Origin of the sequence: Bacillus sp. MM2020_4, assembly GCF_011250555.1 — a bacterium.
Classification (GTDB): Bacteria; Bacillota; Bacilli; order Bacillales; family Cytobacillaceae; genus Neobacillus.
This window is the reverse complement of sequence record NZ_JAANMZ010000006.1, coordinates 1-20,119: the sequence shown is the minus strand read 5'-3', so window position 1 is coordinate 20,119 and position 20,119 is coordinate 1. Positions and strand designations below refer to the sequence as shown.

Here is a 20,119-nt window from a genome sequence, read left to right as displayed (position 1 = left end):
AATGAGCGGGGAAAAAGATCTCGATCAATTAAAGAGAGAAGCCGCTGAAAAGGCTAAAGCTGCGGCATTAGCAAAGCGAAAGGCGAAGGAAGCGGGGGTTGCAGAGCCGAAACCGGAAGCACCGAAACCAGAGGTTGGATCGGAAAAGGCTGAAACACCGGCAGCAGCCACATCGCAAGCCCCAGTTGGAGCAGATGATGCTGATTTAGCGAAGAAAAAAGCAGCAGCGGCAGCAAAAGCGAAAGCAGCTGCACTGGCGAAGAAGAAACGGGAAGGGTCCGCAGATGAGACTGCCTTGGCGGCAGAATCAACGCCGCCGGTAGAAACGGCAACGCCAGTAGAGGAAACACCAGTGGCAAACGATGCCGATGATCTAGCAAAGAAAAAGGCAGCAGCGGTAGCAAAGGCAAAAGCAGCGGCGGCGGCCAAGCGGAAGGCGATGGAACTGGCTGGAGGCAATGGTCCAGTGAGTGAAGAGGCCCCGGCCGTAGAACCAGAAACACCAGCGGCAAACGATGCCGATGATCTAGCGAAGAAAAAAGCAGCAGCGGTAGCAAAGGCAAAAGCAGCGGCGGCGGCGAAACGTAAAGCAACGGAACAAGCGGGCGGCACTGTCGAAGATGCTGCAACAGGTGACGATGCGAAGGCAAAAGCGGCGGCAGCAGCGAAAGCCAAGGCAGTAGCGGTAGCGAAGGCGAAAGCAGCAGCAGCGGCAAAAGCCAAAGCAGCCGGTGCAGGAGCTGGATCAGACGCGTCAGCAGCAGGTGGCGATGATGAGAAAGCGAAAGCCATCGCAGCGGCAAAGGCAAAAGCCAAAGCAGCGGCGGCAGCAAAAGCCAAGGCAGCAGCGGGTGGAAAAGCTGGCGATGCAGCGACCCCGGCAGCCGAAGCGAAACCATCACCAAATCAGCCGTACTTAGATAAGTATGTGAAGGTGATTGCCGAAAACTTAGGTTCTGATGTTTTAGAAGATTCTTATATTAATAAACTATCCAAAGATGTTCCGACACTTGTGGCAAAGCATGATACATATTTTAAAGTGGCTCAATTTTTAAAATATAATGAGCTGCTTGGGTTTGATTATCTATCTGAGCTGCATGGATCGGATTTCGAAACACATATGGAAGTCTATGTTCACTTGTACTCATACAAAAACCGGCAAACGGTGGCGTTAAAAGTGAAGATTGACCGCGATGAACCAACAATCGAGTCCTTGCAGCCAATTTGGGCCGGAGCGAACTGGCCTGAATGTGAAGCATTTGATTTACTTGGAATTAAGTTTAAAGGACATCCGAATTTACATCGGATCCTGCTTGGGGAAGATTGGGTTGGCCATCCACTGCGTAAAGATTATGAACAGTATGATGTGGAGGTATAACCAATGATTAGAACAGAAGAAATGTTACTTAACGTCGGTCCTCAGCATCCTAGTACGCACGGAGTATTCCGGCTTGTGATTAAAATTGATGGGGAAATCATTACGGAAGCTACGCCTGTCATCGGTTACTTACACCGCGGAACGGAAAAATTAGCAGAAAATCTGCAGTATACACAGATTATTCCTTATACCGACCGGATGGACTATCTGTCAGCGATGACCAACAACTATGTGATTTGTCATGCGGTCGAAACGATGATGGGGACTCAAGTGCCGGAACGTGCGGAATATCTGCGTGTGATTGCCATGGAGCTTGGGCGTATCGCCAGCCACCTTGTTGCTTGGGGCACCTACATCCTTGACCTTGGGGCGACGAGCCCATTCATCTATGCCTTCCGTGACCGCGAGATGATTATCAATATGCTGAACGAGTTATCCGGTGCACGTTTAACGTTCAACTATATGCGTGTGGGCGGTGTGAAGTGGGATGCGCCTGAAGGCTGGATTGACAGGCTGAGAGACTTTATCCCCTATATGCGTGAGCAGCTTGTCGGCTATCATTCGCTTGTCAGCGGCAATGAAATCTTTTTAGACAGGGTAAAAGGAATTGGCCGCTATACGAAAGAAGAGGCCATCCACTATTCCCTCAGCGGCCCGAATTTGCGCTGTACCGGGGTGAAATGGGATCTTCGCAAAGATGAGCCGTATTCGATTTACGACCGTTTTGATTTTGATGTTCCGACATTAGAGGATGGCGACTGTTTGGCACGGTATAATCTTCGTCTTATCGAGATTGAACAATCGCTCAGAATACTTGAGCAGGCCGTTGAACAATTTCCGGCTGAAGGTGAGATTCTTGCTAAGGTGCCGAAAATCATCAAGGCGCCAAAAGGGGAAGCCTTTGTCCGAATCGAATCGCCGCGCGGCGAAATTGGCTGCTATATTGCCAGTGATGGAAAAAAAGAGCCGTATCGCTTGAAGTTTAGAAGACCATCATTCTATAATCTGCAAATTCTCCCGAAACTATTAGTAGGCGAAAATATTGCAAATCTGATTGCTATTTTAGGGGCAATTGATATTGTCCTTGGGGAGGTGGACGGCTAATGATGGAAGATTTGCTCCATTCAAGTCCCGGCTGGGCCAATTTCGGGATCTTCTTTTTACTCGGTGCGGTCTTGCTTTTAGTCGTATTAGGCTTCGTTACTTACGGGATTTTAGCAGAACGGAAAGTAATGGGGTACATGCAGCTGCGTCACGGTCCAAACCAACTGGGTGGACGCTTTGGGTTGCTGCAAACGGTCGCTGACGTTTTGAAGCTGTTACTAAAAGAGGATATCATTCCGAAAGCAGCTGACAGGCCATTATTTATTCTGGCGCCGGTAATTGCGTTTGCGCCATCATTTTTGGTCCTGGCAACATTGCCGTTTACCGATAAGTTTCAATTTGCCGATATTAATGTCGGGTTACTGTATTATATTGCCGTTTCCGGTTTAACCGTCTTTGGGATGGTATTGGGCGGCTGGGCATCGAATAATAAGTATGCACTCTTAGGAGGCATGCGGGCTGCGGCACAGATGATTTCGTATGAAATTCCATTGGTCATGGCGGTCCTTGGCGTTATTTTACTCTCTGGAAGCTTAAATTTAAATGACATTGTAATGCAGCAAAAGCATGGTTGGTTTATTCTCTTGCAGCCGATTGGCTTTATCGTCTTTTTTATCGCATCGATTGCCGAATTAAACCGGACGCCATTTGACTTGCCGGAGTCGGAGAATGAACTTGTTGCCGGTTACTTCGTTGAGTATGCCGGATTCCGCTGGGCGTTCTTCATGCTTTCCGAGTATGTGTATGTCTTCGGAATGTCGACATTGATTACGGTCGTGTTCCTTGGTGGATGGTTGGCGCCATTTGCGTTCCTTAGCTTTATCCCGGGCGCAGTCTGGTTTGCCCTTAAGTTTTGTATGGTTGTCTTTGTTTACTTCTGGATTCGCAGCACATTGCCACGATTCCGTGCCGACAGACTCATGGAATTTGGTTGGAAAGTATTATTGCCAATCGCCTTGGCAAACATCTTCCTAACCGCTTTACTTAAATCATTATTTTTCTAATCGATGGTGCCTGACACCTATAACTGCATTTACACTGTATAAGTGCGCGAAACGGTTTCTTACACCAATAACAATTTTTAGACTGTAAAAGGGGTGAAAAACGTGCTTGGAGTATTTAAAGGCTTGAAATATACCCTTAAACAATTATCACGCGAGAAGGTTACGTATGATTATCCAAACGAGCCGCTTCCGCTGCCAGACCGCTTCCGCGGGATTCAAAAGTTTTATCCGGAGAAGTGTATTGTTTGTAATCAATGTGCGCAGATCTGCCCGACGGATTGTATTCAATTGACGGGTAAGAAGCATCCGGATCCAACGAAAAAGGGAAAAATTATCGACACATATGATATTAACTTCGAGATTTGCATCCTTTGTGACTTATGTACGGAGGTTTGCCCAACTGAAGCGATTATCATGACCAATAACTTTGAGCTCGCTGAATACAGCCGCGACATGTTATTTAAAAACCTGGAATGGTTAGATGAAAACGACGAAAACATACGGCAGGTGAATAAAGCATGACATTTTCAGGCGAATTCCTCGCTTTTATGGGACTCGCACTTGTTGCGATTATCGGCGGCGTGCTTCTATTGAACCTAAACAAAGTCGTTCATATGGTCGTTGCCCTTATCTTCACTTTCGTCGCCATTGCCGGTATCTATGTACTGCTTTCCGCGGAATTCGTGGCCGCTGTACAAATCTTGATTTATTCCGGTGCCATCACGATTATCATGCTGTTTGGTATCATGTTAACAAAGCATGATGACGAAAGTGAGCCAAAAACGGGTAAATGGAGAAAGCTGCTTTTGTTTTTAGGGATTCTTGGCTTTGCCTTTGCTGTCTACATTGGGATTTACAATTTCAATATCGACCAAGTGCCGACGAAGCTTCATGAAAACAATACGATGCAAATTGGGGAAGCACTTTACTCGAAATATATTATTCCGTTTGAATTAACATCTGTTTTACTTTTAGCGGCCTTAGTTGGTGCGATTATTTTGGCAAAAACCGAGAAGAAGGAGGCGGATAAGGAATGAGTTCAATTCCCGCTTCAGCCTTCCTGGCGCTTGCACTGATCTTATTCTGCATCGGACTATACGGTGCATTAACGAAAAAAAATACGGTTATCGTGTTGATTTCGATTGAATTGATGCTAAATGCCGTCAATATTAACCTGGTGACCTTTAGCAAATATGGATTAAATCCATCCATTACAGGCCAAATCTTCGCCCTGTTTGCCATCTGTGTGGCAGCAGCCGAAGCCGCTGTCGGACTCGCGATCCTAATATCGCTCTACCGCAGCAAGAAAACCGTCAACATCGACGAAATTGACACAATGAAAAACTAGACAGACAACTTTGGGTGCCTGACACCATTTCTCCTATGTGAGAGTGGTTAAGGGTGACAGGCACCATAATCGACAAAATTCGGGTTGTGACAGGCACCGCCGTGTCACCGCCCGAATAAAGGGGATAGTGATAATGATGGAAAATGCATGGCTCATACCGCTTTTCCCGCTATTATCGTTTTTGATCCTTCTTCTATTCGGTAAGCGACTGAAGGAGGCGAGCGCATATGTGGGGATTCTCTTCACATTGGCCTCGCTTATCTATTCGATTTTGGTGTTATTTGAGCGCTTTTCAGAGCCAACCTACGAACATAAGTTTGACTGGCTCACGATAGGAGATCTGCATCTAACAGCGGGCTTTGAAGTGAATCAATTAAATGCATTGATGCTGTTTATCGTATCGCTCGTCAGTTTCTTAGTACATACCTACTCCAAAGGGTACATGCATGGAGATGAGCGGTTCCCAGTATTCTATGCCTATTTAGGATTATTTACGTTTGCCATGCTCGGTCTGGTTATTTCGCCAAACCTGCTGCAAACCTATATTTTCTGGGAGCTTGTTGGTGTTGGTTCCTTCCTATTAATCGGTTTTTATTATTACAAAGAAGAAGCAAAGGCCGCTGCCAAAAAGGCGTTCATCATGACCCGGATCGGGGACGTTGGTCTCTTCATCGGCATGATCCTGCTCTTCTGGGAAACGAAATCATTTGAATACAGCGACATTTTCGCGGCGATCGATGCCGGTGCTGTATCACAAACGATGATTACTTTAACAGCGATCTTAATTTTTATCGGAGCAGTCGGAAAATCAGGCCAATTCCCGCTCCACACATGGCTTCCAGATGCGATGGAAGGTCCGACACCTGTTTCGGCCTTAATCCACGCCGCAACAATGGTTGCTGCCGGTGTCTATTTAGTCGCTGCTCTATTCCCACTGTTCGCTGCAAGCAAAACAGCGCTGCTCACCATTGCTACCATTGGTGCGTTCACTGCCATTTTTGCCGCAAGCATCGGGCTTGTGCAAACCGATATCAAAAGAGTACTCGCTTATTCAACTGTCTCACAGCTCGGCTACATGATGCTCGCACTTGGTTCGGCCGGCTATGTGGCGGGTGTGTTCCACTTGATGACACATGCATTTTTCAAGGCGCTTCTCTTCCTTGCTGCCGGTTCCGTGATTCACGCGGTTCACACGCAGAATATCGAGGAAATGGGCGGACTTTGGAAAAAGTTAAAACTGACCGGACCGTTATTCCTAATCGGGACACTCGCCATCAGCGGTGTACCGGGGCTATCTGGATTCTTCAGTAAAGATGAAATTTTAATTGCGGCATGGGAAGGCGGACATCCAGTTCTCTTTTTGCTTGCGTTAATCGCAGCATTCATGACCGCATTTTATATGTTCCGCTTGTTCTTCATGGTCTTCACCGGTGAGGCGCGCGGCCATCAAAAAAATGTGCACGAATCACCAAGCAACATGACGTACCCGATGATTCTGCTCGGCGTTTTAGCCATCATTGCCGGTTATGTGAACACACCATGGTTCGGCTCGTTCCTTGGCGACTGGCTCGTCGACGGAAACCCAGCCCTTGGTCACGGTCACATGGAAGGTCCTGTGTGGATCATGATCGCGGCAACCATTGTTTCCTTAGCGGGAATCTACCTTGCATACTTGATGTACGGCAAACGCAGCATCGCCCGCAACTGGTTAAGTGGCACGGGTGACGCCCTGCATACGATTTTACTGAACAAATACTATGTGGATGAGTTTTATAAAATGACCATCATGGCTGCGACAACAGCCTTCAGCTACCTGCTCAAATTCATTGATGTCTTCATCGTTGAAGGACTTGTCAAAGGGGTGGTCGGGATTGTCCAAGGAATTGGCGGTGCCGGTTCGAAAATGCAGTCCGGCCAGGTTCAAACATATGGCGCAGTCGCCTTTATCGGACTTGCACTGCTCGCCGTCATCTTTGCGTTAACAGGGGGGTACTTACGATGAATTTGCATTCTGTTCTATCATTCCTAGTATTCTCCCCTTTACTAGGAATCATCGTTTTAGCATTTTTGCCAAAAACGTCAGAAAAACTAATCAAACTAGTTGGCTTTCTTGCGACATTGCCGGCATTATTGCTGGCCATAGCCGCCTATCTCCATTTTCAATGGGGCAAGGATCTCGCCGACTTTTCGGTCTCAAAAGCGTGGATTCAATTCCGCGGCATGAACGTCCAAGAGCCAATCTATTCGGTGTATTATGAACTAGGCCTCAGCGGCTTTCAGCTCTTGCTCGTGGTTCTCACCGCGATCGTCGCAACACTATCAGCGATTGCTGCTGCGCGGTTTGTAAAAAAAGAATGGAAAGGCTACTTTATGCTCTTCCTTCTTTTAGAAATCGGCATGCTCGGCGTCTTTACCGCTGAAAACTTAATCCTGTTCTTTATCTTTTTTGAAGTCACGCTCATTCCGACGTTCTTCTTAATCGGAAAATGGGGCTATTTTGAAAAAGAAAAAGCAGCTTACAGCTTCTTAATCTATAACGGTCTAGGTTCTGCCGTGCTCCTGATCGTAATTATGATTCTATTTGCAAAAACAGGGACAACAAATATTGATTTATTAACACAAATCATGGCAGACCCAAGTGCACCGCTGTCTAGCGATCTAAAACTTGGACTGTTAATCAGTCTATTAATTGCATTCGGTGTGAAATTACCGATTTTCCCATTGCACAGCTGGATGTTGAAGGTGCACGTTCAAGCACCGCCATCTGTAGTGATGATTCACTCTGGGATTCTATTAAAAATAGGTGCGTACGGCTTAATCCGATTTGGAATGGGGATTTTTCCCGAGCAGTTTGAAACGCTTGCGACCATTATCGCAGTCCTTGGCGTGATTAACCTCCTCTACGGGGCATTCCTAGCATTCATTCAAACAGATTTTAAAATGGTTTTGGCCTATTCATCCATTTCCCACATGGGAATCGTTTTAATTGGACTTGCGGCACTAAACGAAGCAGGGGTCCAAGGGGCGATTTTTCAAGTGGTATCACACGGATTGATTTCTGCGTTATTGTTCTTCTTGGTTGGCATCATTTACGAGCGGACAGATACGTCGCTCATGGAAAACCTTGGCGGCATGGCGAAGGGGATGCCGATTGCCGCAGGCTTCTTGCTAGCCGGCGGGATGGCGTCACTTGGGCTTCCAGGTATGTCCGGTTTTGTCAGTGAATTTATGGCCTTCCTTGGCTTGTTCAAAGAATTGCCATGGATTGCGGCTGTCGGGACGATTGGAATTATCATGACGGCTGCATACTTGCTCCGCGCAGTACTCGGTATCACCTACGGCAAGTCACACCGCGAATTTACCGGTGTCCTTGACTTAAAAGGGGTCGAATTCGTGCCAGTCGTTGTTTTAATGGGTCTAATCGTGTTAATCGGGGTTTACCCAAGTGTTCTAAGCTCTCCGCTGCAAACTACACTTGAAACGATCATGATAGGGTTAGGAGGGTGATGAAGGATGGATATAGAGACATTGAAATCATTTAACTGGAGTGTCATGACGCCTGAGTTCATCATCCTTGGCGTCATCGCACTATTGACATTGTTGGATTTATTTTTACCGAAAAGACAAGATCGCCGCATCCTCGGCTGGATCGGGATCGCCGGGGTAGTAGCGGCTATCATCGCGGTTGCCAGCCTGCTTGGCACGGAGGCGACTTCAATTTTAGACGATTCCTTCACACTTGATGTATTCGGAAAAGCGTTCAAACTCATCCTGCTCGTCGGAGGGGCACTTGTGCTCTTTTTAGCGATCAGCTATGAGGCAAAAGAAGGCCTTGAAGACTATCGCGGCGAATTTTATTACTTATTCTTAGCAGCTTTGCTTGGTGCGATGATTATGACATCAAGCGGTGACTTAATCACGTTATTTATTGGGTTAGAATTGTTATCGATTCCTTCCTATATCTTAGCTGGCATCAAGAAGCACAACAGGCAATCGAATGAATCGGCGATGAAATACGTCATCAATGGCGGTATTTCCACCTCGATCACGTTGTTTGGGATGAGCTATGTGTACGGCTTGACCGGATCAACCAATCTTTTTGAAATTGCCACGACAGTATCGGCGATTTCTGATGGTCAGCAGGCCTATCTGCTCGGACTTGCGTTTTTAATGATTCTTGTCGGATTATCGTTCAAACTGGCAGCGGCACCGTTCCATATGTGGGCACCAGATGTGTATCAGGGTGCGCCGACACCAGTTACGGCCTTCTTAAGCGTCATTTCGAAGACTGCCGGCTTCGTCATCGTTATCCGGATTCTAATTGCGGTATTCTACAATGCCGCGCCAACGGGTGCCAATGGTGAAAGTATCTTGTTTAAAATGCATGACTACCTTGCCGTTATTGCCGCAGTCACGATGATTGTCGGTAACGTCGTTGCCTTGAAACAATCGAATATTAAACGGATGTTTGCCTATTCCAGTATCGCCCATGCCGGTTATATCCTGGTGGCACTAACGACACTGAGCACGAATATGATTTATTCGATTTGGTTCTACTTGCTTGCATACATGTTAATGAACCTTGGCGCGTTTGCGGTCATCCAAGTAGTGACCGAAAAGTCCGGCAGCACGCAGATTGCCGACTTTGCCGGCCTTTACCGCCGCTCACCTGTACTAGCCGTCCTAATGGGAATTTTACTCGTTTCCCTGGCAGGCTTCCCGGGCACTGCCGGCTTCATCGGCAAATTAAACATTTTTGTCGGCGCCTTCGCCGGTACACCGCATTATGTACTGGCAGCGATTATGATTGCGACAACCGTTGTTTCGTACTTCTATTATTTCGGTGTCATGACACAAATGTTCTTCCGCCCGGCAACTGACGATCGCAAGCTGAACATTCCATTCGGTATCGTCGTCGTCTTGCTCGTCGCCGTCGTCGGATCTGTACTGTTTGGGATCATGCCAAACATCGCGCTCGACTTTTTGAATAATTTGAAGTAGTGAAGCAGGGGACGGTTCTTGCGCTTCATTTTTTGGGGGAACTGAAGCAGGGGACGGTTCCTGTGCTTCATCCTTTGGTCGGCTTCTTTGGGGAAGGGAGCCGTGGTCAAATTAAAGGGGTATTGATAGAAAACAAAAAGAGAGGCGGGGTCCCATTAATGGGAATCCCCGCCTCTTCTTTTTGCCTCTTCTGCATTAGTCCAGTTTATCCTTCACTTTGCCAACGCCTTCGCGCAATTTACCCTTCGCTTTATCCAGCTTTCCATCCGCTTCGGTCGAACGGTCATCGGTTAATTTACCCCATTGCTCTTTGGCTTCACCTTTTACTTGATCTAGGCTGCCTTTTAATTTATCTTTGTTCATGTTCGTTTCCTCCTTTATATGATCTAGATTTAGTAATCAGAGTTTTCATTTCTATTATTCTATTTACCCTATTAAAATAGAAATAAACTATCTATATTTTTCTTATAGATGGTTGCTTTCTTGGATTCGCCGATAGAATGGCAAAATTCGCTGATAGAACCCTGAGATTCGCTGATAGAATTCAAATTTTCGCCGATAGAATGGTTATGCCATTAATGTTATCTTGGAAATCAATTGAGTTGGTGTGAATTTACACCAAAAGGGAGTCGCTTAAATGTTTGGCTTCAACATTTTCGCCGAATCAGCTCTATTTTTTACCCTTCTATTAAGGTATATCAGGCGCATCCTTCTTTTCGCCATCACTAATGCCGTTATCCTGATCGACGCCGTCACCGATGCCTTCTTCTTTTAGTTCATCCTCGATAGTATTCTTGGCGTCTTCAATATTATCCTTCGCTTCCTTATACGTTTCGTTCGCTTCCTTTTTAGTATCCCCATCAATCTGATCCTTTTGCTCGCCATCACTGATACCATTATCCTGGTCGACCCCGTCGCCGCAGCCGGCCAACCCGCCAAATGTCAACATGGCCGCCATTCCGCCTGTTAGAAGTGTTTTTTTATTCATGTTAACTCCTCCTTTATTTTCGAACTGGTGATTGTATTCCCAGGAAATCAGGTGATGAAACATTATATTGAAAATGTTTGAAACCAACCAAACAGGGTATTACATCTAGCAAATGACAAAAAAGGAGAGATGGTAGATGACATTACCCAATATGATGGCCGGCTGGTACATATATACAGACCGAATTCCCCACGTACTATTAGCGCTTCTCATGTTAATCATTGGCTGGCTGGTGGCGAAGGCGATGGGCAAAGCAGTCGAAAAGGCCTTAACGAAAACAAATCTCGATAACAAGCTGTTCGCTAATGTTGGAAAAAGGAAATACGCATCAGAAGTGATAATCGGAAAAATGGTTTACTATCTGTTAGTAGTTGTCGTCCTAATATTCTTCTTCAACATGCTTCACCTCAGCATGATGGCCGAACCGCTTGTAAAAATGGTGTCGACATTGACCTCGGCAATTCCGAATCTACTAAAAGCAGCTCTTATTCTCCTATTGGCTTGGGTCGTAGCCTATTTTGCCCGAATGCTGGTTAAAAAAGGAGCGACGATGCTTCATGTTGAAAGCTGGCTTGCAAAATGGAACATATCCAATAGTAAGGGGAATACAGCAAGCACGATAAACGGCATCGCGCAAACGATCTTTTATCTTGTGCTCCTGCTGTTTTTACCAGCAGTGCTAGGGGCCTTGCAGCTCGAAGGAATTTCAGAGCCATTCACACATACGTTATCCACCATGCTAGGCTTGATTCCAAAGCTATTTGCCGCCGCGTTAATTGTCTTCATCGGCTGGCTGATTGCGAAAATCGTCCGCGATATTGTAACCAATTTTTTAAAAAGCATCGGAATGGACCGACTCGGTGAACGGGTGGGATTAGCGAAGGCGGATCTTTCAACGATGATGGGGAATCTTGTGTTCATCCTCATTTTAATCCCAACCATTATAACCGCTTTAGAAAAATTAGACTTAAAAGGAATCTCGGAGCCGGCGATTGCGATGCTTCATCAGATTATGACACTAATTCCAAACATTGCCGCAGCGATCCTCTTGATTTTAGCAGGAATAGGGCTTGGAAAATGGATTGAAAAAATGGTCGCGCAAATGCTTTGGCGCTTACGTTTCGACAATATTCTCCATCATATGGGAATCGGTTCTTTAACACCGGAACAATCGACATACACACTATCACAGCTGGTAGGATTGCTAGCAAAAATCGGCGTGATCCTGTTATTTACCTCAGAGGCCATGCAGATTGTTCATTTAGACTTCTTAGTTACTTTGGCAACAGGAGTACTCGCCTACCTACCAATGGTGTTAGCGGCACTCGTCATCTTGGGCGTTGGTTTATATTTAGGCCATTTAGTGGAACGCGTGTTACAAAACGTCTTAAAACAGCGCTATTCCCGGACGTTGGCGCGGATTGCGAAGTATACTATTTTTACAATCACGCTGTTTATGGCATTAGACCAATTGGGTGTCGCCCACTCGATTGTCAATGCGGCCTTTATTCTTGTCCTGGGCGGATTGGCCTTGGCATTTGGTCTAGCATTCGGCCTCGGTGGCAAAGAGTTCGCTGCCAAATATTTAGGGAAATTGGATGAAAAAATAGAAGGGGAAAATGGATAGATTTTAGCTATCCGATATTGATTGGATAAGGAACATTAATAAACAAAACAATCCGGAATCCTCAATCGATTTCGGATTGTTATTTTTAGAAGGGAGGCTGTTGGTTTGCTGCTGATCCATTTATTGATGATTGTGGGGCTCATTGTGTTAACCAGTTTCTTTGTGGCGATTGAATTTGCGATTGTGAAGGTGCGGACATCGCGGATTGACCAGCTGATTGCGGAGGGAAAGAAGAACGCCATTGCGGCAAAACAGGTGGTAACACATCTCGATGAATATTTATCCGCAACCCAGCTCGGCATCACGGTGACCGCGCTGGGACTCGGTTGGCTTGGGGAACCGACGGTCGAAAGGCTGTTTCATCCATTCTTGACAGTACTGGGAATGAATGATGCTGTGACGCAAATTGTCTCTTTTGTCCTTGCCTTCGCCCTTGTTACCTTTATCCATGTAGTCGCAGGGGAATTGGCGCCGAAAACCGTGGCGATTCAAAAAGCAGAAACCATCACGCTGCTGTTTGCGAAACCGATCATTCTTTTTTATAAAATCATGTATCCGTTTATTTGGGCCTTAAATAATACAGCCCGTATGCTCGTTGGCCTATTTGGATTAAAGTCGGCGTCCGAAAATGAATTGGCGCACTCGGAGGAGGAGCTGCGAATTCTGCTGTCAGAAAGCCTTCATAGCGGGGAAATTAACCAAAATGAATGGAAATATGTCAACAATATTTTTGAATTTGATGAGCGGGTCGCAAAGGAAATTATGGTACCGCGTACAGAAATGGTATGTCTCTCGGTTGAAGATTCGGTAGGTGATGTCGTGGAAACGATGAGGACGGAAAAGTTTACACGCTATCCGGTGATGGAGAGCGATAAGGATCATATTATTGGTGTAATGAACGTGAAAATGTTTTTTACCTCCAAACTGATGAATAAGGGTATCTATAAAAATTGGAAAATAAAATCCTATGTCCAGCCCGTTATTCGTGTGATGGAAACGATTCCGATTCATGACTTGTTGATTCGGATGCAAATGGAGCGGACCCATATGGCCATTCTGCTTGATGAATATGGCGGCACATCTGGGTTAGTAACGGTCGAAGATATTTTAGAAGAAATCGTGGGCGAGGTGCGCGATGAATTTGATGCTGATGAGGTTCCCGAGATTCGCAAGGTTTCCGTGAATGGATCTGGGACTGGAGCAGCGGGAAATCACTATATTGTAGATGCTAAAGTGCCTATTTCAGAGGTAAATCAACTGCTCGGAACGAACTTGAGCGCGGAAGATGTCGATACGATTGGCGGCTGGTACTTGACGCAAAATAATGAGACCGAGCTGTGTGTAGCGGTGGATGCAGAGGGGTATTCGTTCCATGTCCATGAGGCGGATGGCTATCATATTATGTATTTGGAGATTAGCAAGAATTGAGACAAGCTTGGGATGAGGCTTGTTTCTAAGCAGGAAAGGGGTGGTGGTTGCTAGAAGGTGAAAAGTGGTCGATAAATAGTGAAAGTAGTCGATATCCCAGAGAAAGTGGTCGAAGCTGGTGGTACCTTATCAGAAAACGCATAACCACTTTCGTGTCATGCGTTTCTTGATAAGGCGTCACGGATTATTTCCGCCAAAAGTTCGTAAATTCTGCTTTATCCTGAATATTAAATTCAATCATGTTCTCTAGCAATTCGTAATTTACCGGCTTGTTCCACGGAATTCGAAACAAGCCTTTGGTAGCGCTGTAGCCAGCTTGTGCAATGTCGTCGGCAAAGTGCGTAATGCCTGCTTCTTCGGGTGAAACGCTCAAATGCTGCTTCGCTGTGGAAAAACCGATAATAAATGTGCCATGATCAGAAAACATCGGGGTATTCCACTTAATTTGAGGTTCCAAATTTGGGAATTTACTAGCAACCCACGCCAAAATTTCCTCTGTTCGATTGCGGTGATCAGGGTTATCGATACCGGCTACATATTTCGCGAAAACTTCCATGTCTTCCTCCTTTGGTATAATGCAATGATCGCCAAAAATTTAAATTATCAGCTTTATCTTGATAGTAAAGGAAATGATCCACTCAAGCAATCTGTAAATATATTTTGCAAGGCGCCAGTTTTTTTCACACCACAACTACAGTTTTTCCTCCATCAGCCGAATATCGTGTGCAAACAATTCTAAAATGGCCTTTTCCGCACCAAACAACAATAGCTGATCGCCTTTACTTTAAGGCCAGTTAACCGAAAGAGAATCACAAAGATTTCGATAACAGCCCGAACAATCACCGAATAAATCACTAAAAAGAGCAGCATCGTTCACCTCTTACCAAAAATAGCTGGGGCATGAGCACCCCAACCATCACTGAACTTTACCTTATTAAAAGAGTCACACTATCACTGCATTTTCTCATTATAAAATTGAACGGAATAGCCCGCGCCCTCACTGACCATGTTGTTATCCTCTAAATCATGCGGGTGGGGATGGCCGCCTTTTTTAATCGGAAGCTCCTCGCTTTTTTCAAAAACGGTCGGTTTTACTTTGCGTTTTATGTCCCGTAGAAAACTTTCCGCCTTGATGCGATTCGGTTTATTGGACAACCACATGGCTGCCGATGCGCCAACTCCTACAGCAAGTAAGGTGCTTGTATTTAAAACTCGTTTCATCACAATCCCTCCTTATCACCATAAATACCCCAGTGACCCTATCATCAAACCTATTTTTTTATGTTTGATATCTGCTGATTTCGGGAATGTACAGGGTAAAAAGGGGAGAATTAATTGGAACAATTAATCGGTGAAAACAAATGGAAATTCTTGCAGTTGCACCAGAATGAAATGGATCGCATCAAACAAGCGATTGAGCAGGATGATTGTACGAACGGCTGGCTGGAGCAGGTTCAGGAGAATAAAACCAATTATCTGCGGGTGGGCTGCTTAGAGAATGGGGAAAAGGTTATTAAAGGGTCGCTTATTTATAAACAACATTTTGCCAGGGAGCGGGATTTTAAAATATTCCATTTTTATCTGACGACGGATATGCTGGTGACGATTAATCTTAAGATGGATTCGGAAGAGCCTTTATGGCAATTAGAGAGGGCGAAAAATGCCGTAGACGGCTTTTTAATGCTTCTTGGCGAGCTGATGAATGAGATGTTAGTGGAAATTGATCAGTTTGAGAAGGCGCTGAAAACACTGATTTGGAGTGTGCGCAAGCGCAATGAAACGAGGATCCTTGAGCTTGTCTATACCCGCAGGCATGAACTTTTGGTGTGCAAGAATCTCCTGATTCCAATCAATGAAGTCAAAATGGCAATTGAGGAAGTCAATCTTCATGAGGGCGGCAGCGAGGGTTACTTTTTCTGTACTTCCAAGCGGATTGAGCGGGCGATGGTGCTGCTGAATGAATATGAACATGAGCTCGATTCGATTATTAATTTAGAGGAGGTTATTTCCTCCCATCGCGGAAATGAAATTATGAAAACCTTGACGGTGATTACAACGATTTTTACCCCAGTTATGGCCTTCGGGGCGTTATGGGGCATGAATTTTAAACATATGCCGGAGCTCGAATGGCGGCACGGCTATGGTTGGTCGATTCTTCTCATTATCATCTCCACACTTTTGCTTTATGGCTATTTAAAAATCAAAGGCTGGACAGGAGACCTGCTAAAAGGGAAAAAGAAAGGGTCGTTCTTTAAATAGATGAAGCGCAAGAACCGTCCCCTGTTTCACCGGGAAAAATCCCATTTTTCCCACCAGCATTGCTGCAGATCAAGATAAGGATTGGCTAATCATTGGAATAATCTGCGCCACTTGCTCCTTCTTAAACACGAACTTAAGCTTTTTATTATTGCGCAGCTGGATCAGGATCCCGCCATTTAACAAACCATTACTCTCCTCGCAGGAGGCCACATCTTTTAATTGAATTGATTCAAGAAGATCAATAGATGAATTGAGATGAAGTTTATAAACTAGTAATCGTTTATTCGTGATCCCCAGTACTGCCGGCGTATTGGATGTGGTTAGCCAGGATGCTTCATTAAAGACTTGCCAAAATAAACCTGCCGGAGCGGTTCGGCCTGAATAAGCGCCTAATAGGTTTTCATCACTACCCAGTTGCTTTTTTATTTCACCTTCAAATTGTGCCATTTTGTTCATCCCCTTGAAAAAAGTAATTTCGTGATTATCTTCCTTTCTTTATCGTTCAACTTTTTTACCACTTTATCTAAAGATTTTAGATAGAAGAGGTAGCCTAATCCAGTTGATGCGATAAGAAAGGGAATAAATAGTTGGTTCTTATAGAAGTAGGCTAATACGGTAAAAACGGTTAGGACAAGGATTGAAATAACGGTATAGATGATAATGCTTTTAAAATTAATCGTGGCAAATAACGCGCCGCCACTGTCGGTTTCTTTAAGTGGAAACGTGACAGAAAGGTAGTTACAGAGAGGAAGTAGGAAAAATAACGCCGGTATCATAAACAAAAACAGTTTACCAGCATTGAAAAGCGTGGTACCTCCCATGATGAAAAAGATGGTTGAAAATATGATATATAAAAGAATAATCAATAAGCCACTCACGATATTTTTGGCCAGAAAAACATCCCTTCTATTCACATTGGTCTGGAAAATAGAAATCACACCCTTTTGATCAAGCGAAAAACTATTAATACAAACCTGTACAGGGAATGCGATCAATAAGTTGTAAAAGATTGAATTCTCCGCACCAACGTCGTTTGAGAAAAAGGTCAAAGATAAAAGAAAACAATAGAAGAAAACATGCTTTTTTGTTCGTAACATGAGGATGAAATCCTTGGCAATTAAGTACCGTAAGGGTTTATCAATAAAGACCAACCGTTTTATCAGAAATTCAAAGACGAAGGAAAAGTTCAGACTGAAGCCTTTGCATGATTTTAATCGGAAATCCATCGAATAGACAAGTTTGTATACCCCCGTTAATAGCAACGCTGTTCCAATTAGGCCAAGGGTGTGACCATAGCTTGGATGTTGTAAGCTATAGAGTAAATAGTTCGGTAAAAATAACCTGAAGTAGGCAAAGGCTAGAATCAGAGTTAAAAATAGGCTAATAAAAAGGATGTATAGGTTTTTGTTTATATACAGCTTGGTTCCCGCGGCATTCAAGATTTCCGTTACTATCTGAATACAAAGGATATAGACTAGAAAATTAGCTAGTAAGGAAAAGGTCATCGCAAATTTCATGGAAAGAATAATGAGACCAATAATATGGCAGGCAATGCTAGTAATATCAAGATTTCTATAAACTAATCGTAATAGCAACGCCTCATGTGACTTTACAGGAAATCTATTAATATAGTAGTAATTGAACTCATTTTTGACAAAATGACTTATGTATTGTGTGATGCTAAGGAAGAAGAGAAGGATGTAGAAGTAAAGCTCCTCTCCACTCATCCAAGGGATGTTGGGCATAAAAGATAAAATGGCGATTCCTGTGATAAATAAAAGAAGGATAACGCAGCGTAAAAGTAACTTTACGATTGCGCCCGTTCTGATTTCATAGGAGATATTTACCCGATAATATAATTTCATTACTTCAAGTAGCTTTCGCATCAGCAACCTCCTGATTACTGATGATGTCCACAAAGTATTGTTCTAGATTATGGCCATTCAGTTCATTGACATTCGATTTCAGAAGGACTTTCCCCTTATCAATAATGATAAAGTCATCACAGATTTCCTCAATAATTTGGAGAATATGGCTGGCAATCAGAATCGTACCGCCTTCTTCAATATAGGAACGAATCAGCTCTTTAATATTATGTGTGACGATGGCATCTACTGATTCAAATGGTTCATCTAAAAGCAACAAATCAGGAGAATGGATAATGGCGGCTGCAAAGGCAATCTTCTTTTTCATTCCTGTTGAATATTTTTCGATTAAGGTCTTATTGCTTAAATCTAATTGCAAGATATGAGCGATATACCGAATCCGTTCTTCTACCTTTTCTTCGGGCAGGTTGTACATGACACCAAGAAACGTTAAAAATTCACGGGCCGTTAACTTCTCGTAGATCCCAATTTCATTAAAAAGGATCCCGATTTTTCCATGTTTTAATTGGGCATCATGGGAAATGCTTTCCCCGTTAATAGATATTTCTCCTTCATTCTTATCCAATATCCCGGAAATGATTGAAAATAAGGTGGTTTTACCGGCACCATTTGGCCCTAAAACACCAAAGCATTTTCCTTTTTCAACAGTGAAGGATATGGATTTGAGAACATCAAAATCGTCGTACCTTTTTGATAGATTTGTAATCTCTAAAATGACCTGGTTCATACGTTTAAAGCTTCCTTCCTAACTAGAGGTCCCATGACTTAGCTCTCGATTGTGCTTTGTCCTAATAGTAACTGTTCCAGAAATAATATAAAAAAAGGAATTGTGAGAAAACTAGAATGGTGTATAAAATGCCATATCCCCATCTAATCTTTTGGGGAATTCCATCTTTTGGGATATCGGCAATCCCTTCTTCCCCGCTTAATGTAAGTACTAATTGCTCGCTGCTTTGCACCGTTTCAATTAACGACAATCTCTTAATGTCCAATTTTCCAGCCTCAATTCTTCCAATCATCCCTACTTGAGGAAAGAATACTTGAACCATCGTCATTTTATACCCCCCATTTTTTTCAGGTGTGAATTGAAGTTCTAGCTTCTTCCTCTTTTTGGGGATTGGAACGTCATTATTTAAAAACAATGACTTATTCACAATCAATTTTCTCGTAAAAAATTTCCCCACTGTTTCATCATTTCTATTGAGCCAGGTTTCGATGAGCAGTAGTAAATAGATAATACAAATTGTCATATTTTTAAAATAAATCCCTACGCCAAAGCCACAAAGAATAAAGAGTCTAAATAGGATTCCCTGAATTTTTGGGCTGCGATATGTAATTGCCTTAAGGATCCAAAAACCATCCATTGGGTAAAATGGAAATGAATTGACTAAATTCACCAGTAAAAACAAGAGAGCTGCTGAGCAAAGCCAGTCTGCTGCCACTTGTTGTCCAAATAGGAAGAAAATAATCCCGCTAATCCCTCCAATAATGGGTCCCCCTATACTTATAAAAGCTCTTTTCTCCAGTGAAGTATTGGTATTTTTAGTTATAACAAAAGCTCCTAAAAAAGGAATAAAAGTAGGTGCGGTAACTTGCAGACCTCTGTATTTGGCTGCCAGTACATGCCCTATTTCATGAATAAAAATGAGTAGAATAAGTGTGGAAGAAAACTTCCAGGGATAAAGTAGGGTATAAGACCAAAAAGAAATAAACATCGTTGTAACGGTAGCCCCGATTTTCCCCCATTTAAGCCAAATTAGGAAGGGCTTTGATTTAACAAATAAACTTACCATTGTGGCAATTACAGCTAGATATAGGGTATAAATCTTTCTTTTAGTTAATCCCACGTCCTAACTCCTTTTATTTTATTTAAAAACTTATCTAAATAATAATGCGATCTCCATGAAGTACGTGGGGATTGTTTTATGCTTACTGAAAAAAGACCCAAAGGGCCTTTAAAAGAAAAAACATTGTCACAATTAAAAGGATTTAAAAATGAATAGGAAAAGTTTTTGAGAAATTAAAAGAAAAATATTTGCCGAGATTATACCTACGTTGAAATATAGTATGTCTTTAATTTTTAACCCCATTAGAAC

General features: G+C 43.7%; 21 protein-coding genes. 12 read left to right on the top strand and 9 right to left on the bottom strand.

The annotated features are described in order from the left end of the window. Window position 1 precedes the first annotated feature (1 nt). The 9 genes from G6554_RS06965 (at window position 2) to nuoN (ending at window position 9,835) form a co-directional block, all read left to right on the top strand. The gene (locus G6554_RS06965; RefSeq protein WP_166240138.1) at window positions 2–1,378 is read left to right on the top strand and encodes an NADH-quinone oxidoreductase subunit C; all 1,377 of its coding nucleotides are present in this window, start codon (window positions 2–4) and stop codon (window positions 1,376–1,378) included. Window positions 1,379–1,381: 3 nt separating this feature from the next. Beyond that, window positions 1,382–2,482 (top strand): NADH-quinone oxidoreductase subunit D, encoded by a 1,101-nt coding sequence (locus G6554_RS06960; RefSeq protein ID WP_166240136.1) that lies wholly within the window; start codon window positions 1,382–1,384, stop codon window positions 2,480–2,482. Then, window positions 2,482–3,486 carry an NADH-quinone oxidoreductase subunit NuoH gene (gene nuoH / locus G6554_RS06955; RefSeq protein ID WP_166240133.1) on the top strand — a complete coding sequence of 335 codons (1,005 nt, stop codon included), beginning with the start codon at window positions 2,482–2,484 and terminating at the stop codon, window positions 3,484–3,486. The genes G6554_RS06960 and nuoH overlap by 1 nt, the downstream gene beginning before the upstream one ends. 102 nt (window positions 3,487–3,588) lie before the next feature. Further along, entirely contained in the window at window positions 3,589–4,008 is a 420-nt protein-coding gene (gene nuoI / locus G6554_RS06950; protein ID WP_007086146.1) for an NADH-quinone oxidoreductase subunit NuoI, read from the top strand. Beyond that, window positions 4,005–4,523 carry an NADH-quinone oxidoreductase subunit J gene (locus tag G6554_RS06945; RefSeq protein ID WP_166240131.1) on the top strand — a complete coding sequence of 173 codons (519 nt, stop codon included), beginning with the start codon at window positions 4,005–4,007 and terminating at the stop codon, window positions 4,521–4,523. The genes nuoI and G6554_RS06945 overlap by 4 nt, the downstream gene beginning before the upstream one ends. Continuing rightward, entirely contained in the window at window positions 4,520–4,834 is a 315-nt protein-coding gene (gene nuoK, locus G6554_RS06940) for an NADH-quinone oxidoreductase subunit NuoK (RefSeq protein WP_166240129.1), read from the top strand. Before G6554_RS06945 ends, nuoK begins: the two co-directional genes overlap by 4 nt. Window positions 4,835–4,967: 133 nt before the next feature. Beyond that, window positions 4,968–6,836: an NADH-quinone oxidoreductase subunit L gene (gene nuoL, locus G6554_RS06935; protein WP_166240344.1), complete on the top strand. Its 1,869-nt coding sequence runs from the start codon at window positions 4,968–4,970 to the stop codon at window positions 6,834–6,836. Further along, on the top strand, window positions 6,833–8,341 hold the full coding sequence (locus G6554_RS06930; RefSeq protein WP_166240127.1) for a complex I subunit 4 family protein: 1,509 nt from the start codon (window positions 6,833–6,835) through the stop codon (window positions 8,339–8,341). The genes nuoL and G6554_RS06930 overlap by 4 nt, the downstream gene beginning before the upstream one ends. A 6-nt stretch (window positions 8,342–8,347) precedes the next feature. Next, window positions 8,348–9,835: an NADH-quinone oxidoreductase subunit NuoN gene (nuoN, locus tag G6554_RS06925; protein ID WP_166240125.1), complete on the top strand. Its 1,488-nt coding sequence runs from the start codon at window positions 8,348–8,350 to the stop codon at window positions 9,833–9,835. Between the two features lie 195 nt (window positions 9,836–10,030). Here nuoN and G6554_RS06920 read toward each other — a convergent pair whose 3' ends face one another. Further along, a complete protein-coding gene (locus G6554_RS06920) occupies window positions 10,031–10,198 on the bottom strand; it encodes a CsbD family protein (protein ID WP_166240123.1) in 168 nt (55 codons plus the stop codon). A gap of 325 nt (window positions 10,199–10,523) precedes the next feature. Then, entirely contained in the window at window positions 10,524–10,823 is a 300-nt protein-coding gene (locus tag G6554_RS06915) for a hypothetical protein (RefSeq protein ID WP_166240103.1), read from the bottom strand. A 136-nt stretch (window positions 10,824–10,959) separates the two neighbouring features. On the opposite strand from G6554_RS06915, the gene G6554_RS06910 reads away from it, so the two are divergent. Together G6554_RS06910 and G6554_RS06905 are read left to right on the top strand one after the other, a co-directional pair. Continuing rightward, the gene (locus G6554_RS06910; protein WP_166240121.1) at window positions 10,960–12,450 is read left to right on the top strand and encodes a mechanosensitive ion channel; all 1,491 of its coding nucleotides are present in this window, start codon (window positions 10,960–10,962) and stop codon (window positions 12,448–12,450) included. 105 nt (window positions 12,451–12,555) lie between these two features. After that, window positions 12,556–13,878, top strand: coding sequence for a hemolysin family protein (locus G6554_RS06905; RefSeq protein WP_166240119.1), 1,323 nt, complete (start codon window positions 12,556–12,558; stop codon window positions 13,876–13,878). A gap of 184 nt (window positions 13,879–14,062) precedes the next feature. Here G6554_RS06905 and G6554_RS06900 read toward each other — a convergent pair whose 3' ends face one another. The 3 genes from G6554_RS06900 to G6554_RS06895 all read right to left on the bottom strand — a co-directional run bounded on the left by G6554_RS06900 (window position 14,063) and on the right by G6554_RS06895 (window position 15,099). After that, on the bottom strand, window positions 14,063–14,434 hold the full coding sequence (locus G6554_RS06900; protein WP_166240117.1) for an iron chaperone: 372 nt from the start codon (window positions 14,432–14,434) through the stop codon (window positions 14,063–14,065). 179 nt (window positions 14,435–14,613) lie between these two features. Next, window positions 14,614–14,748 (bottom strand): hypothetical protein, encoded by a 135-nt coding sequence (locus G6554_RS25965; protein ID WP_278187229.1) that lies wholly within the window; start codon window positions 14,746–14,748, stop codon window positions 14,614–14,616. 81 nt (window positions 14,749–14,829) lie between these two features. Then, window positions 14,830–15,099, bottom strand: a complete 270-nt coding sequence (locus tag G6554_RS06895; RefSeq protein WP_166240115.1) for a hypothetical protein — start codon at window positions 15,097–15,099, stop codon at window positions 14,830–14,832. A 114-nt stretch (window positions 15,100–15,213) separates the two neighbouring features. Between G6554_RS06895 and G6554_RS06890 the strand changes: the two genes are divergently transcribed. Further along, window positions 15,214–16,137 carry a magnesium transporter CorA family protein gene (locus tag G6554_RS06890; protein ID WP_166240113.1) on the top strand — a complete coding sequence of 308 codons (924 nt, stop codon included), beginning with the start codon at window positions 15,214–15,216 and terminating at the stop codon, window positions 16,135–16,137. Window positions 16,138–16,206: 69 nt separating this feature from the next. Here G6554_RS06890 and G6554_RS06885 read toward each other — a convergent pair whose 3' ends face one another. From G6554_RS06885 to G6554_RS06870, 4 genes are all read right to left on the bottom strand, one after another. After that, entirely contained in the window at window positions 16,207–16,584 is a 378-nt protein-coding gene (locus G6554_RS06885; protein ID WP_166240111.1) for a PH domain-containing protein, read from the bottom strand. A 5-nt stretch (window positions 16,585–16,589) separates the two neighbouring features. After that, the gene (locus G6554_RS06880) at window positions 16,590–18,023 is read right to left on the bottom strand and encodes a hypothetical protein (RefSeq protein WP_166240109.1); all 1,434 of its coding nucleotides are present in this window, start codon (window positions 18,021–18,023) and stop codon (window positions 16,590–16,592) included. Beyond that, on the bottom strand, window positions 18,007–18,750 hold the full coding sequence (locus G6554_RS06875; RefSeq protein WP_166240107.1) for an ABC transporter ATP-binding protein: 744 nt from the start codon (window positions 18,748–18,750) through the stop codon (window positions 18,007–18,009). Before G6554_RS06875 ends, G6554_RS06880 begins: the two co-directional genes overlap by 17 nt. 61 nt (window positions 18,751–18,811) lie before the next feature. Then, on the bottom strand, window positions 18,812–19,870 hold the full coding sequence (locus tag G6554_RS06870; protein ID WP_166240105.1) for a site-2 protease family protein: 1,059 nt from the start codon (window positions 19,868–19,870) through the stop codon (window positions 18,812–18,814). Window positions 19,871–20,119 lie beyond the last annotated feature (249 nt).

Bases quoted from the DNA above. Each gene is read 5' to 3' on its own strand.
- G6554_RS06965 (WP_166240138.1), top strand. From the start codon at position 2: ATGAGCGGGGAAAAAGATCTCGATCAATTAAAGAGAGAAGCCGCTGAA.
- G6554_RS06960 (WP_166240136.1), top strand. From the start codon at position 1,382: ATGATTAGAACAGAAGAAATGTTACTTAACGTCGGTCCTCAGCATCCT.
- nuoH (WP_166240133.1), top strand. From the start codon at position 2,482: ATGATGGAAGATTTGCTCCATTCAAGTCCCGGCTGGGCCAATTTCGGG.
- G6554_RS06945 (WP_166240131.1), top strand. From the start codon at position 4,005: ATGACATTTTCAGGCGAATTCCTCGCTTTTATGGGACTCGCACTTGTT.
- nuoK (WP_166240129.1), top strand. From the start codon at position 4,520: ATGAGTTCAATTCCCGCTTCAGCCTTCCTGGCGCTTGCACTGATCTTA.
- nuoL (WP_166240344.1), top strand. From the start codon at position 4,968: ATGATGGAAAATGCATGGCTCATACCGCTTTTCCCGCTATTATCGTTT.
- G6554_RS06930 (WP_166240127.1), top strand. From the start codon at position 6,833: ATGAATTTGCATTCTGTTCTATCATTCCTAGTATTCTCCCCTTTACTA.
- nuoN (WP_166240125.1), top strand. From the start codon at position 8,348: ATGGATATAGAGACATTGAAATCATTTAACTGGAGTGTCATGACGCCT.
- G6554_RS06920 (WP_166240123.1), bottom strand. From the start codon at position 10,198: ATGAACAAAGATAAATTAAAAGGCAGCCTAGATCAAGTAAAAGGTGAA.
- G6554_RS06915 (WP_166240103.1), bottom strand. From the start codon at position 10,823: ATGAATAAAAAAACACTTCTAACAGGCGGAATGGCGGCCATGTTGACA.
- G6554_RS06910 (WP_166240121.1), top strand. From the start codon at position 10,960: ATGACATTACCCAATATGATGGCCGGCTGGTACATATATACAGACCGA.
- G6554_RS06900 (WP_166240117.1), bottom strand. From the start codon at position 14,434: ATGGAAGTTTTCGCGAAATATGTAGCCGGTATCGATAACCCTGATCAC.
- G6554_RS25965 (WP_278187229.1), bottom strand. From the start codon at position 14,748: ATGCTGCTCTTTTTAGTGATTTATTCGGTGATTGTTCGGGCTGTTATC.
- G6554_RS06895 (WP_166240115.1), bottom strand. From the start codon at position 15,099: ATGAAACGAGTTTTAAATACAAGCACCTTACTTGCTGTAGGAGTTGGC.
- G6554_RS06885 (WP_166240111.1), bottom strand. From the start codon at position 16,584: ATGGCACAATTTGAAGGTGAAATAAAAAAGCAACTGGGTAGTGATGAA.
- G6554_RS06880 (WP_166240109.1), bottom strand. From the start codon at position 18,023: ATGCGAAAGCTACTTGAAGTAATGAAATTATATTATCGGGTAAATATC.
- G6554_RS06875 (WP_166240107.1), bottom strand. From the start codon at position 18,750: ATGAACCAGGTCATTTTAGAGATTACAAATCTATCAAAAAGGTACGAC.